The organism is Pseudomonas sp., from assembly GCF_035512415.1.
GTDB lineage: Bacteria > Pseudomonadota > Gammaproteobacteria > Pseudomonadales > Pseudomonadaceae > Aquipseudomonas.
Genome location: NZ_DATKDZ010000042.1, coordinates 41,782 through 54,271, shown reverse-complemented (window position 1 = coordinate 54,271; position 12,490 = coordinate 41,782). Strand labels below are relative to the sequence as shown.

General features: G+C 62.6%; 11 protein-coding genes. 5 read left to right on the top strand and 6 right to left on the bottom strand.

The annotated features are described in order from the left end of the window. Positions 1–24: 24 nt before the first annotated feature. From atuC to VMP31_RS21165, 3 genes are all read right to left on the bottom strand, one after another. Positions 25–1,641 (bottom strand): geranyl-CoA carboxylase subunit beta, encoded by a 1,617-nt coding sequence (gene atuC, locus VMP31_RS21175; RefSeq protein WP_325509680.1) that lies wholly within the window; start codon positions 1,639–1,641, stop codon positions 25–27. Positions 1,642–1,645: 4 nt separating this feature from the next. After that, positions 1,646–2,515 carry an SDR family oxidoreductase gene (locus VMP31_RS21170; protein ID WP_325509679.1) on the bottom strand — a complete coding sequence of 290 codons (870 nt, stop codon included), beginning with the start codon at positions 2,513–2,515 and terminating at the stop codon, positions 1,646–1,648. A gap of 99 nt (positions 2,516–2,614) precedes the next feature. Next, positions 2,615–4,402 (bottom strand): acyclic terpene utilization AtuA family protein, encoded by a 1,788-nt coding sequence (locus tag VMP31_RS21165; RefSeq protein WP_325509678.1) that lies wholly within the window; start codon positions 4,400–4,402, stop codon positions 2,615–2,617. 216 nt (positions 4,403–4,618) lie between these two features. On the opposite strand from VMP31_RS21165, the gene VMP31_RS21160 reads away from it, so the two are divergent. From VMP31_RS21160 to VMP31_RS21150, 3 genes are all read left to right on the top strand, one after another. Then, a complete protein-coding gene (locus tag VMP31_RS21160) occupies positions 4,619–5,242 on the top strand; it encodes a TetR/AcrR family transcriptional regulator (protein ID WP_325509677.1) in 624 nt (207 codons plus the stop codon). Between the two features lie 66 nt (positions 5,243–5,308). Continuing rightward, complete coding sequence (locus VMP31_RS21155; RefSeq protein ID WP_414705484.1) at positions 5,309–6,127, top strand: substrate-binding periplasmic protein; 819 nt, start codon at positions 5,309–5,311, stop codon at positions 6,125–6,127. A 67-nt stretch (positions 6,128–6,194) separates the two neighbouring features. Beyond that, the gene (locus VMP31_RS21150; RefSeq protein ID WP_325509676.1) at positions 6,195–7,028 is read left to right on the top strand and encodes a transporter substrate-binding domain-containing protein; all 834 of its coding nucleotides are present in this window, start codon (positions 6,195–6,197) and stop codon (positions 7,026–7,028) included. Between the two features lie 29 nt (positions 7,029–7,057). Here the strand turns inward: VMP31_RS21150 and VMP31_RS21145 are convergent, their stop codons facing one another. Then, positions 7,058–8,452, bottom strand: a complete 1,395-nt coding sequence (locus VMP31_RS21145) for a hypothetical protein (protein WP_325509675.1) — start codon at positions 8,450–8,452, stop codon at positions 7,058–7,060. Continuing rightward, the gene (locus tag VMP31_RS21140; protein ID WP_325509674.1) at positions 8,427–8,603 is read right to left on the bottom strand and encodes a DUF2897 family protein; all 177 of its coding nucleotides are present in this window, start codon (positions 8,601–8,603) and stop codon (positions 8,427–8,429) included. Before VMP31_RS21140 ends, VMP31_RS21145 begins: the two co-directional genes overlap by 26 nt. A gap of 346 nt (positions 8,604–8,949) precedes the next feature. Here VMP31_RS21140 and VMP31_RS21135 point away from each other — a divergent pair, with 346 nt between their 5' ends. Together VMP31_RS21135 and VMP31_RS21130 are read left to right on the top strand one after the other, a co-directional pair. After that, positions 8,950–10,065, top strand: a complete 1,116-nt coding sequence (locus VMP31_RS21135; protein WP_325509697.1) for a sensor histidine kinase — start codon at positions 8,950–8,952, stop codon at positions 10,063–10,065. Position 10,066: 1 nt separating this feature from the next. Beyond that, on the top strand, positions 10,067–10,978 hold the full coding sequence (locus tag VMP31_RS21130) for a response regulator (RefSeq protein WP_325509673.1): 912 nt from the start codon (positions 10,067–10,069) through the stop codon (positions 10,976–10,978). Between the two features lie 120 nt (positions 10,979–11,098). Here VMP31_RS21130 and VMP31_RS21125 read toward each other — a convergent pair whose 3' ends face one another. Continuing rightward, the gene (locus tag VMP31_RS21125) at positions 11,099–12,445 is read right to left on the bottom strand and encodes a class II 3-deoxy-7-phosphoheptulonate synthase (RefSeq protein WP_325509672.1); all 1,347 of its coding nucleotides are present in this window, start codon (positions 12,443–12,445) and stop codon (positions 11,099–11,101) included. Positions 12,446–12,490 lie beyond the last annotated feature (45 nt).

Below are 12,490 nucleotides of genomic sequence, written 5' to 3'. Positions count from 1 at the left end.
AATAAAGGCAGGGGGAGAGGGGACTCAAAAGCGGGCAACACCAAAATTGGTTGATTTAAGCGGGCGAACAGCGGCTTCGGCACAGATATCCAGCAAGTAGCCGAGCAGCTTGCGCGTATCGCGCGGGTCGATCAGGCCGTCGTCCCACAGGCTGGCTGTGCCGTAGAGCGCAGTGGACTGGCTGTCGAGTTTTTGCGCGGTGACGGTTTCCAGCATGTCGAGCATCTTCGGGTCGGCTTCTTTGCCTTCCTTCAGGTGTTTTTCCTCGGTGACGATGCGCAGCACCTTGCCGGCCTGCGCGCCGCCCATCACGGCGGTTTTGCTGTTGGGCCAGGCGAAGATAAAGCGCGGATCAAGGCCGCGCCCGCACATGGCGTAGTTGCCGGCCCCATACGAGCCGCCAACCACGATGGTGAGTTTCGGCACCGTGGCGTTGGCCACCGCCTGGATCATCTTCGAGCCGTGCTTGATCACGCCGAGCTGTTCCGACTCGGTGCCGACCATAAAGCCGGTGGTGTTGTGGAAGAACAGGATTGGCGTGTTGCTTTGCTCGCACAGCTGGATAAATTGCGCCGCCTTGGCCGCGCCTTGCGGGGTGATCGGGCCGTTGTTGCCGATAAAGCCGCAGGGCTGGCCTTCGATCTGCAGGTGGCCGCAGACAGTCTGGTTGTCGAACTCGTTCTTGAAATCGAGAAATGCCGAACCGTCGGCTATACGGGCGATGATCTCGCGCACGTCGTAGGGTTTCTTGGCGTCGGCCGGCACCAGGCCGAGCAGTTCCTCGACCGGATACAGCGGCTCGCTGTAGGCCTTGGCTGAGCGCGCCGGCAGTTGGGCATTCCACGGCAGCATGGCGAGAATCTCGCGGGCGATACGCACGCCATCGGCGTCATTCTCGGCCAGGTATTCGGCGGTGCCAGCGACCTGAGCGTGCATCTCGGCGCCACCCAGTTGTTCATCGGTGGCGATCTCGCCGGTGGCGGCTTTCAGCAGCGGCGGACCGGCGAGGAACATCTTGGCCTTGCCGCGCACCACTACCACGTAGTCCGACAGCCCCGGCTGGTAAGCGCCGCCGGCAGTGCTGGAACCGTGCACCACGGTGATCTGCGGCAAACCCATGGCGGACATGCGCGCCTGGTTGGCAAAGCCGCGCGCGCCTTCGACGAAGATATCGGCGGCGTAGTTGAGGTTGGCACCGCCGCTTTCGGTCAGCGCCACCACCGGCAGTTTGTTCTCGAAGGCGATCTGCTGCAGGCGCAGGGTCTTCTTCAGACCGGTGGGGGAGATGGTGCCGCCCTTGATCGCGCTGTTGCTGGCAGTGACCAGGCAGCGCACCCCGGCGATATAGCCGATACCGGAAATAATCCCGCCGCCGGCCTGGGTGCCGTCTTTGTCGTCGTGCAGCTTATAGCCAGCCAGGGATGACAGTTCGAGAAACGGCGCGCCGGGATCGAGCAGCAGGTTCAGGCGTTCACGCGGCAGCAGCTGGCCGCGTTTTTCGAATTTGGCCTTGGCATCAAAAGCCTTGTTCAGGCAGTTCTGTTCGATCTGGCGAAAGCTGGCCACGGCGGCAAGCATGGCTTCGCGGTTCTTGGCGAAGTCCTCGCCATGCACGTCGATCTCGGACTGAATAACCGGCATGGCGTTACTCCTGATCTTTCAGAACATCAGGCACGTAGGCCCGGTGGAAGCCGTTATAGGTCTCGCTGTTTTTCGCTTTGCCCAGGGTCCAGGCGCGGGTGCCTTGGCTGGCGGCACCATCGATGCGGATGGTGTTGCCGCTGATAAAATTGGCCCCTGGCGTGAGCAGGAAGACGATGGCGGCGGCCACCTCCGATTCGCTGCCGATGCGTTGCAGCGGCACGTGATCCTTGAGTGAGCGGATCATGGTTTTCATCGAGTCGGGGTAGGTGTCCATGCCGCTGGAGGCGATCCAGCCCGGTGCCACGGCATTGACCCGCACCCCGGCGTGGCCCCACTCGTAGGCGGCGGTCTTGGTGAAGTTCTCCATACCGGCGCGCGCTGCGCCCGAATGGCCCATGCCCGGCATACCGCCCCACATGTCGGCGAGCATATTGACGATGCTGCCGCCGTGCTTGCTCATGCTCTGCAGATAGACTTCCTTGGCGATCAGAAAACCGCCCACCAGATTGGTGCGCACCACGGTCTCGAAACCTTTCTGGTTGATGCCGATCAGCGGCGCGGGGAACTGGCCGCCGGCGTTGTTGACCAGGTGGTGAATCTGCCCGCGTTCACTGACCACTGCCGCGACCATGGCCTTGACCGCTTCTTCATCACGGATATCGCAGGCGTGAAAACTGGCGCTGCCGCCGTCCTCGATAATCTCGCCGCAGGTGGCTTCGAGCTTTTCCAGCTTGCGCCCGACCAGCACCACGTGAGCGCCTAGGGCCGCCAGTTCATGGGCGGTGCAACGGCCGATGCCGCTGCCGCCACCGGTGACCATAATGGTTTGGCCGCTGAATAGGCCGGGTTTAAAGACTGAGTCGTATGCCATTGTTTTTATCGTCCTAGTCGTAATCAGGTTGGCCTGCCCGTGGAAAACCGCGAAGCGTTGTCCACCAAGAGCTGGTGGATGGGTGAAGCGTCATCCACCCTACAAAGTCTTAGCCAATCCTTTGGGCACCGGCACCGGGAATTCCAGCAACTGTTGGGCGAAGGCCTTGCCCTGCGGGTCGATACGCAGGGAGGCGACGCCGCCGCCACCGAGGGCGTTCTCCAGCAAAAAATTCAGGCTATGGCTGCCCGGCAGATACCAGCGGCTGACCTTGCCGTGTTGCGGGTCGAGTGTGTGCTGCATCCATTCGGCCACGGCACCCTCAGTCAGCGCCGCGGCGATCCAGGGCAGGTACTCGGGCTTTCTGGCCATCACGCCGATATTGCTGTGATTACCTTTGTCGCCGGAGCGCGCCACGGCCAGCTTGATCAGCGGCACGCAGGCGTCGGCCAGGCCGCTTGGCAGCGGGGCGGCGCTGTCGGGGGCGATCTGCGTGCTATCCAGTACGGCGGTCTGTGGCAGTGCGACGGACGTGCGCTCACCGTTCAGTTCTACTTCCAGAGCGCAGGCACTTTTGTCGGCGAGAAAGCTAAATAGGCGGATGACTGGGTAAACCGTAGGGCGGCCGCCGACGATGCCGGTCAGGCCCGGAGCCATACCGGTGGCCGCCTGGGCAATCTCGCGGGAGAATAGGATCAGCGCTTCTTTCTTGGCATGACGCACGGCGATCTTGATCACGATCTCGCGGCTGTCGGTGCGCTGGCCACGGGGGCCGTAGGTGGCTTCGCTGCCCAGGAGCTCGATGCTGACTTCCTTGTATGGGCCCCAGCCGCGCTCGGCGAACATTTCCTCGGTCTTGTTGATGATCGCCTGGCTGACGCGCTGGGCTTTCTTGACTGCATCGATGCCGGCCATCAGGCAGCTGGCGGTGCAGCGGAAACCGTCCGGGTGGGTGGCGCTGACCTTGTACTGATCGGTGGGCGGCAGGCCGCGTGCGCCTTTCAGCTCCACGCGGTTGTCGCTGACTTGGGTCAGTTGCACTTGGGTGAAATCGCAGAGCACATCAGGCAGGTAATAGGCCCGTGGGTCGCCGATTTCATAGAGCATTTGCTCGCCTACGGTAAAAGGCGTGACCAAGCCGCCGGAACCTTCCGGCTTGGTCACGACAAAGCTACCATCGGCCGCCACTTCCACCACCGGGAAGCCGATATGCTCAAAATCCGGCACGCTTTCCCAATCGGTGAAGTTACCGCCGGTGCACTGTGCGCCGCATTCGATGATATGCCCGGCCAGCGCGGCCTGGGCCAACTGGTCATAGTCGCTCCAGCTCCAGGCAAATTCATGCACCAGGGCGGCGCTGACCACGGCGCTGTCGACCACCCGGCCGGTGATGACGATATCTGCACCGAGCTTCAAGGCTTCGACTATGCCCGGCGCGCCGAGGTAGGCGTTGACCGAGACGCAGAGGGGCGGCAACGGCGCACCGCTAAACATCTCCACTGTGCCGGCCTTGGCCAGTTCACCGAGCGTGGGTTGCAGGTTGTCGCCATGCAGCACGGCGATCTTCAGGTCGACTCCGGCCTGCTCACAGGCCGCCGCCAGAGCGGCGGCGCAGGCGCTGGGATTAACCCCGCCAGCGTTGCTGATTACGCGGATATTCTTCGCCGCGATGTCCTGCAGCAGCGGTGCGAGGGTTTCCACAAAGTCAGTGGCGTAGCCGGCGTCCGGCTTCTTCATCCGCGCGCCGGCCATGATCGACATGGTCACTTCGGCCAGGTAGTCGAATACCAGATAATCCAGCTCGGTGCCTTGAACCAGCTGGGCGGCGGCGGTGCTGGTATCGCCCCAGAAGGCGGAAGCGCAGCCGATGCGTACGGTTTTAGTCATTGGAATAGGTCCGCAACACATAAATAAGGTGATCTGAAGGCTACCAAGCAAGCGCTTGGTTGAAAAGCCCCTCGGTGAATCTTTCTAACCTAAAGTGTGGCCAAGCGCTTGCTTGGGTAGCGTGCGCAGCATAAATTTCACTAATAACGACAAGCACTTGGCTCAAACGCGCAGGGTGTTGGGTTCAAGGCATATGAGAGTTGGAGAATATTTAGCGTGGATGATCAACAAGCGCAGGCGGTGATGCAGCAACTGGTGGCCAGCGGGCAGATCACCGACCCGGACAGCGCACGCGGCAAACTGCTGCAAACTGCCGCGCACCTGTTTCGCAGCAAGGGCTACGAGCGCACCACCGTGCGCGACCTGGCCAGCGCCGTCGGCATTCAGTCCGGTAGCATCTTTCATCACTTCAAGAGCAAGGACGAGATCTTGCGTTCGGTGATGGAGGAGACCATTCGCTACAACACCGCGTTGATGCAGGCTTCCCTGGCCGAAGCGAGCGACTTGCGCGGCCGCGTGCTGGCACTGATCCGCTGCGAGCTGCAGTCGATCATGGGCGGCACTGGTGAGGCCATGGCGGTGCTGGTGTATGAGTGGCGTTCGCTGTCGGAGCCCGGTCAGGCGTTTATCCTTGAGTTGCGCGACAACTACGAACAGCTCTGGCTGCAAGTGTTGGGTGAAGCCAAGGCCGCCGGTTATTTCAAGGCTGATCCGTTTATCCTGCGCCGCCTGCTGACTGGCGCGCTAAGCTGGACTACTACCTGGTTTCGTCCGGAAGGGCCGATGACCCTCGATCAGCTGGCCGAAGAGGCGCTGTCGCTGGTGATCAAGGAAGTTTGAGTTAGACGGGGTGGCTTTGGACTAGTATTTTGGCGTCAAGGGACGGTGGTACTCCTAGGGAAATCAATGTTTGTTTTTGTCCACGGTGGGGTGTTTCTCTTGCGCATGCTGGTGCGAAATCTGTGCCTCGGCTTTTTGCTATGCCTCGCGCTGCCGGCATTGGCGGCTGAGGAGGTGCGGGTCGGTGCCTATCACTTTCCGCCTTATATGGATAAGCCCGAGAGTGCTGAGCCAGTGGGCCTGGTGTCGGATTTGCTGGCAGCACTCAATCAGCTGCAGAGCACCTACCGTTTTGTTCTGGTTGCGACTTCGACCATGCGCCGCTACCGCGATCTGGAGAGTGGCCGCTTCGACCTGATTCTGTTCGAGTCCCCCCAGTGGGGCTGGCAGGACACCCCGCATGCCGCGTTGAATCTGCATATCGAGGATGCCGAGGTGTATGTCACCCGCGCGCAGACGGGGCGCGACCAGAGCTATTTCGATGAGCTCAAGGGTAAGCGCCTGGCCCTCTACAATGGCTATCACTATGGCTTCGCCAATTTCAATTCGGACCAGCAATTTCTGACTGAACACTTCGATGCACTGCTCACCTATTCCCATGACAGCAACCTGGTCATGCTGATGCGTGATCGGGCGGATATCGCGGTAATTACCCATTCCTACCTGCGCCTTTATCAGGACCGACACCCGGAGCAGCGTGAGGCCTTTCTGGTATCGCAACGGGTCGACCAGGTCTATCGACACCAGGCGCTTTTTCGCCCGCAGGCCCCGGTGACGCCGGAGCGCTTTGCCGAGCTGTTGCAGGCGCTCAATAGCAACGGCCAACTGGACCGTCTGTTGAAGCGGTATCACTTGCTAAACCCATCTGGGTCGCTGCGTGACTGAATTCGCTCTATTCGGTCAGCTTTTGCTGGAGTAGGCTGGCAGCCAGATAAATAAGGAAGTTGGCCATATGCCTGTGTCCATGGGTAGATTGATCAGGGGTTGCGGTCTGGCGCTGGCGTTGTCGGTGACTGCCCCCTTTGCCGCCGAGAAGGTGGTGCATGTTGCTGGCGTGTATTTCCCGCCCTATGTGTTCAAGGCCGACGAGCAGTTGCAGAAGGTGGGGCTGCTTGCGGATCTGCTGGATGAACTGAACCAGCAGCAGGCTGCATTTCGTTTTGTCATGGTGCCCACCTCTATCAACCGCCGCTTCGGTGATTTTCGGCAGGGGCGGATCGACCTGGCTATTTTCGAGAACCCGGACTGGGGTTGGCAGGAAATCGCCCATAGCGCCGTGGATATGGGCCTGGAGGACTCGGAGGTGTTTGTCAGCCGAGCCGAGCCTGGGCGCGATCAGCACTACTTCGAGCGGTTGGAAGGCAAGCGTCTGGCCCTGTACCACGGTTACCACTATGCCTTTGCCGACTTCAATGCCGAGCCTAAGTACCTGATCGCGCGCTTCAAGGCGACCCTTACCCACTCTCATGACAGCAACCTGCTGATGGTTTTGCGCGGGCGGGCGGATATCGCCCTGGTGACGCGCTCCTATATCGGCGACTTTCTTGAGCGCTACCGCGAATACGCCGGGCAACTGCTGATCTCTGAGCGTATCGATCAGCATTATCGCCACCATGTACTGTTGCGCCCCGGGGCACCGATCAGTGCCGAACAGATTAGCGAGATGCTTGAAACATTGCGCCGCAACGGACGCTTGGCCGAGATATTCGGGCGCTATCAGGTGAGGGTCGTTCCGGCGGCAGCGGATACCTCGCTTAGCGCCGGCCCGGGGGCTAGCGGCTCGTAAGACATTCAATGGCCCGCCACGACTTAAGGCTACTCAAAGTAGCGCTCAAGCAGATCGGGATCGTCGAAGTGCGCGCGGCCGATAAAGGCTGTGGCGTGGCGTCCCCACTGGCGCATGGCACCCGGCGACTTGACCCCGGACGGCCATAGCAGCCAGCGTTCCAGACGTTGGCTGCCGGCAATCAGGCCGTCAGCGCGGTACAGGCTACGCGGGCCCTGGGGGTGCGGCAGCTGGCGCAGGTGGTCGAGGGCCTGGGTCTGGTAACTCACCCCAGGGTAGGTCGAGCGACGGGCATCGACCCAGCTCAGGTTGTGCTCACCCGCGCTCAACCACAGGGTGGCGGCCCGGTCGCCCTCGAAGCTCAGGCGGTGAGCCTGACGCGCCTCTTCATCCACCGGCTGGCGTAGCTGCAGCGGTGAGCCAGCTGGCAGGTAGAAGCTGTGCCAGCAGCCGCAGGGATGAATGCTGTCGTAGAGCAGGGCATACCCCTGCTGGTCCAGGGTGACGCGCCAGATCAGGCCGTCCAGCTCGCCACCGAACAGATCCAGAACGTGAGGTTTGGGCCGCTGGCTGAACCAGAACTGGTAGCTCAGCTGCAGGTGCCAGCGGCCCTGCAAGCGGCTCCAGCTGCTGTGCCGGTATAGCCGAATATGTTGCTGATTGAAGCCCCGGGTGCCATCGGCGCGAAACTGGGGGCTGCCAAGCCTGTCGCTGCGGTTGGCTTGCTCGACCTTCAACCAGGGCGCGTGGCGGCTGAAGAGGGCTTCGAGTTCTGCCGGCTGGGCCTGGGGCAGACCCAAGGCATCCTCGTTCAGCCTGATAGAAATCGCCTGTATTTTGCTTGGTAACGGCTGGTAGCCCAGCCACTGCGCGCCGTCTGTGGGGGCTGTGGCCTGGGCCGCGCTGCGTTGCCAGGCAGCCACGCCCTTGGTGAAGACAGGCTTGAACAAGGGGTAGAGGCCCGCCACCCGTGCCCAGGTGCGGTAATCATCGGCCACCTGAGCCGCTGCGACTGCCTGGGCAAAGGCGCGCGGGTCATCGATTAGGCGCTCGACCTGACGGCTACGGCAGGTGCTCAGCGCGTGCTGACGTTGCGGGCTGCGCCACAGGCGCTGCGGCCCATCTGGCAGTTGCGCCAGCTCGATCGTGCTGGCTTCGGCATCCCGTGCGGCCAGGCGTTGCAGCCACAGCAGCCGTTGCGCCTGGCTCTGTGCGCTTGCGCCCAAGGCGGCTAGTGTGCGCTCGCTGCGCAAGCCGGCAAAGCCCACGAGGCGCTGATACTGGCCGTCCCGATGGGCCTGGGTGGCGCTGTGCAGTTGCTCGAACAGCACGCTGCAGCTGTCGCCACCCTGGGTCGGTGGCAGTTGTGAGCAGCCCAGCAGCAGGACGCACAGCAGGCTAGCGCTGCTCAGCGTCCTTGGCATCCTGGGCATCCATCTCGAGGTTGCGTTTACGGACGATTTCCAGCTGTTCGGCGGTCAGGGGGTCGTCATTGGCGGTGCGCAGCAACATAAACAGGCCGCTCACAATAGAGCCCAGCACGAGCACCAGCAGTAACCATATATACCAAGGCATGTTCGTTCCTCCATGTAGACCTCACCATATCGCGCCTGGGGCGGTTTGTCAGAGGCGTTTGGCCGCGGGCAACCAGGGCCGGGCTGTGATGGTTGTCACACGATGGCAACTTGGCACTGTTTGAATGGCGACTTTCCAAGCCACAGGGAGTTTGCCAATGAGCACCGCCAGCGCTCTAGCGCGCCTGCTTAAACCGGTTGCGCCGTTGGCCCCCGGGTTATGCATCGCGGATGTCGCGGATCGTCTGTTGACCCCGGAACACAAGGCTTTGCTCTCGCTGCCCATCGTCGATGAGGCGGGTATTCCGCGGGGGCTGGTCAGTCGCAGCGCCTTGCAGGACATCTTTATGCAGCGCTTTGGCCGCGACTTGCGTGGTCGCCACCCGGTGGAGGAGGTGATGAACCCGGCACCTCTGGTCGTCGACCTGGATACCGGCCTGGAGGAGGCGGCCCAGCACATCACCGCGCGCCTGCAATACCCCATTACCGAGGACTTTATCCTGGTCGACAGCCAGGGCCGCTACCGTGGCCTGGGCACCGTGCTCGATCTGCTCAAGGCCATGGAAGCCCGGATCGCCCAGCGCAATCGAGTGCTGCGCAAGGCGCTGGTCGACCTCAAGGAATCCCAGACTCAGCTGGTGCAGTCGGAGAAGATGGCGTCCCTGGGACAGATGGTCGCGGGCGTCGCCCATGAACTGAACACCCCACTGGGCTATGTGAAGAACAACGTGCAACTGCTGCGTGAACTCAGCGCGCCGCTGTTCGAGCTGGCCGAGGCGCAAGCGGCGCTGGGCGACTGCCTGAACGACCCAGGTTGTGATGAGGCGCGCCTGTCCATGGCCCTTGAGGCAGCCGCCGACGCGCGTGCCAAGGCTGCGCCGGAACTGCTGGTGGAGGACTTTACCCAGTTGTTCAGCGACACCCTCTATGGCCTGGAGCAGATTGCCGAGCTGGTGGTGGGGCTCAAGGATTTTGCCCGCCTGGACCGCGCCATGAGCGAGGAGGTCGACCTCAATGAGTGCATCCGCAGCGCCCTGGTAATTGCCCGTAACGGCATCAAGGACAAGGCCGAAACCACCTTGCAGCTTGGTGACTTGCCGCGCATTCCCTGCGCCCCTTCGCAGATCAACCAGGTGCTGCTCAATCTCCTCAACAACGCCGCCCAGGCCATCGATGGCTTCGGCCAGATCCTGGTGAAAACCTGGGCCGATGACAACGCCGTGTTTATTTCCCTGCAGGACTCCGGGCGCGGTATGCCGGCCGAGGTGCTGGCGCGCATCTTCGATCCGTTTTTCACCACCAAGCCGGTGGGTCAGGGTACCGGGCTGGGCTTGTCGATCAGCTACAAAATCATCCAGGACCACGGCGGGCAGATCCGCGTGGCTTCCGAGCCTGGGCGCGGTACGCGCTTTCTGATTCGTCTGCCGCGCCCCCAGGCGGCCCCACTGCAACGGAGTGCCTGAAATGAGCGAGCCGATCCGCATCCTTTTTGTCGACGACGAAGAGCGCATCCTGCGCAGCCTGGCCCTGCAGTTTCGCCGCGAGTACCAGGTGCTCACCGAGAGCGACCCGCGCCGCGCCCTGGAACGTCTGCGCAGCGAGAAGGTGCATATCATTGTCAGCGACCAACGCATGCCGCAGATGAGCGGTGCCGAACTGCTGGCCCAGGCGCGGCAGATCGCCCCCGATACCCTGCGCATTCTGCTCACCGGCTACTCCGATTTGGATGCCGCGGTGGAAGCGCTCAACAGCGGTGGCATCTTCCGTTACCTGACCAAACCCTGGGACCAGCAGGAAATGGCCTTCACCCTGCGCCAGGCGGCGCAGATTGCCGCGCGCCAGTTGCAGGTCCCCGATGTGCTGGCGGCCATGCCGCAGGCGGCGCTCAATGTGCTGTTGCTGGATGAGGATGCGCCGACCCTCAACGTGGTGGCCGAGTTCTGCGTGGCCGGCGGCCATCGCTTGTTGCGCGCGGCTTCGCTGAACGAGGCCGTGGCGCTGCTCAACAGCCAGCCGGTCGATCTGCTGGTCAGTGATCTGCAAGTGGCCGGGGAAGACATCGCGCCGCTGCTGAAAGGTCTGGCCCAGGCCCACCCGCGGCTGCTTAGCCTGGTGGTTACGCCGTTCTGCGATACCCAGGCGCTGCTCAAGCTGATCAACGAGGCGCAGATCTTTCGTTACCTGCCCAAGCCGATCCGCCGCGGTCTATTCGACAAGGGCCTGCTGGCCGCCGCCGAACAGGCGCAGAAGTGGCGCGCACAACCGGCGCAGGTGGTAACCCGCCTGGCGCAACAGCCGCGTGACGACCGCGAGCGGGAGAAGGTTGGCAGTTTGCTGGGTATGCTCGGGCGTTTGCGTGAACGCCTGATTGCCTGACTGGAGCAAGGATTGATCGCGGGCATGGCCCGCTCCTACGTGGTATTTCGGTTGTAGGAGCGGGCCATGCCCGCGAACAGATGTAGGGCGGACATCCCGAAGGGTTGTCCGCCACTCTATCTAGCGCCGCACCTGCTTTAGCGTCTCGGCAATCAGAAAGGCCAGTTCCAGCGACTGGTCGGCGTTCATCCGTGGGTCGCAGTGGGTGTGGTAGCGGTCCGACAGGCTGTCTTCGGTCACTGGGCGCGCGCCGCCAATGCATTCGGTGACGTTCTGCCCGGTCATCTCGATATGGATGCCGCCGGCGTAGCTGCCCTCGGCCTGGTGCACGGCGAAGAACTGCTTCACTTCGGCGAGGATCTGCGCGAAGTCGCGGGTCTTGTAACCGGTCGAGGCCTTGATGGTGTTGCCGTGCATGGGGTCGGAGCTCCACAGCACCTGACGACCTTCGCCCTGCACCTTGCGCACCAGGCGCGGCATATGGGCTTCGACCTTGTCTGCGCCCATGCGCACGATCAGGTTGAGGCGGCCCGGGTCGTTGTCCGGGTTGAGGATATCGATCAGGCGGATCAGCTCGTCCGGGTCCATGCTCGGCCCGACCTTGACCCCGATAGGGTTACCGACGCCGCGCAGGAACTCGACATGGGCACCGTCCAGCTGGCGGGTGCGGTCGCCGATCCACAGCATATGCGCCGAGCAGGCGTAGTCGCCGCCGGTCAGGCTGTCGCGACGGACGAAGGCCTGCTCGTAGTTGAGCAACAGGGCTTCATGGGCAGTGAAGAAGCTGGTCTCGCGCACTTGCGAGGAGCCGTCCATGCCGCAGGCGCGCATAAAGGCCAGGGTTTCGTCGATGCGATTGGCCAGGTGGCTGTACTTCTCGGCCAGGGCCGAGTTGGCGATAAAGTCCAGGTTCCACTGGTGCACCTGATGCAGATCGGCAAAACCGCCCTGGGCGAAGGCGCGCAGCAGGTTCAGCGAGGCGGTGGACTGGTGGTAGGCCTGCAGCAGACGCTCCGGGTCCGGCACGCGGCTGGCAGAGTCGAAGCCGATACCGTTGACGATATCGCCGCGGTAGGCGGGCAGGGTCACGCCGTCGATGGTTTCATCATTGGCCGAGCGCGGCTTGGCGAACTGCCCGGCCATACGCCCGACTTTCACCACCGGGCAGCCGGCGGCGAAGGTCATGACGATGGCCATCTGCAGCAGCACCTTGAAGGTGTCGCGGATTTTCGCCGCGCTGAACTCGGCAAAACTCTCGGCGCAATCGCCACCCTGCAGGAGAAACGCGCGACCCTGAGTGACCTCAGCAAACTGACGGCGCAGTTCGCGGGCTTCACCGGCAAACACCAGCGGCGGATAACCGGCCAGGGTCTGCTCGACTTTGCCCAGGTGGGCGGCGTCCGGGTACTGCGGTTGCTGCTGGATGGGCTTGGCTCTCCAGCTTTCGGGGCTCCAGGGTTGCGACATTGCGGCTCTCGGCTTCTGACAATTCGGGCGGACGGGCATGGTAAC

Excerpts from the sequence above, each read along its gene's own strand:
- atuC (WP_325509680.1), bottom strand. The coding sequence starts at position 1,641 with ATGCCGGTTATTCAGTCCGAGATCGACGTGCATGGCGAGGACTTCGCC.
- VMP31_RS21170 (WP_325509679.1), bottom strand. The coding sequence starts at position 2,515 with ATGGCATACGACTCAGTCTTTAAACCCGGCCTATTCAGCGGCCAAACC.
- VMP31_RS21165 (WP_325509678.1), bottom strand. The coding sequence starts at position 4,402 with ATGACTAAAACCGTACGCATCGGCTGCGCTTCCGCCTTCTGGGGCGAT.
- VMP31_RS21155 (WP_414705484.1), top strand. The coding sequence starts at position 5,309 with ATGTTTGTTTTTGTCCACGGTGGGGTGTTTCTCTTGCGCATGCTGGTG.
- VMP31_RS21150 (WP_325509676.1), top strand. The coding sequence starts at position 6,195 with ATGCCTGTGTCCATGGGTAGATTGATCAGGGGTTGCGGTCTGGCGCTG.
- VMP31_RS21145 (WP_325509675.1), bottom strand. The coding sequence starts at position 8,452 with ATGCCAAGGACGCTGAGCAGCGCTAGCCTGCTGTGCGTCCTGCTGCTG.
- VMP31_RS21140 (WP_325509674.1), bottom strand. The coding sequence starts at position 8,603 with ATGCCTTGGTATATATGGTTACTGCTGGTGCTCGTGCTGGGCTCTATT.
- VMP31_RS21135 (WP_325509697.1), top strand. The coding sequence starts at position 8,950 with ATGCAGCGCTTTGGCCGCGACTTGCGTGGTCGCCACCCGGTGGAGGAG.
- VMP31_RS21130 (WP_325509673.1), top strand. The coding sequence starts at position 10,067 with ATGAGCGAGCCGATCCGCATCCTTTTTGTCGACGACGAAGAGCGCATC.
- VMP31_RS21125 (WP_325509672.1), bottom strand. The coding sequence starts at position 12,445 with ATGTCGCAACCCTGGAGCCCCGAAAGCTGGAGAGCCAAGCCCATCCAG.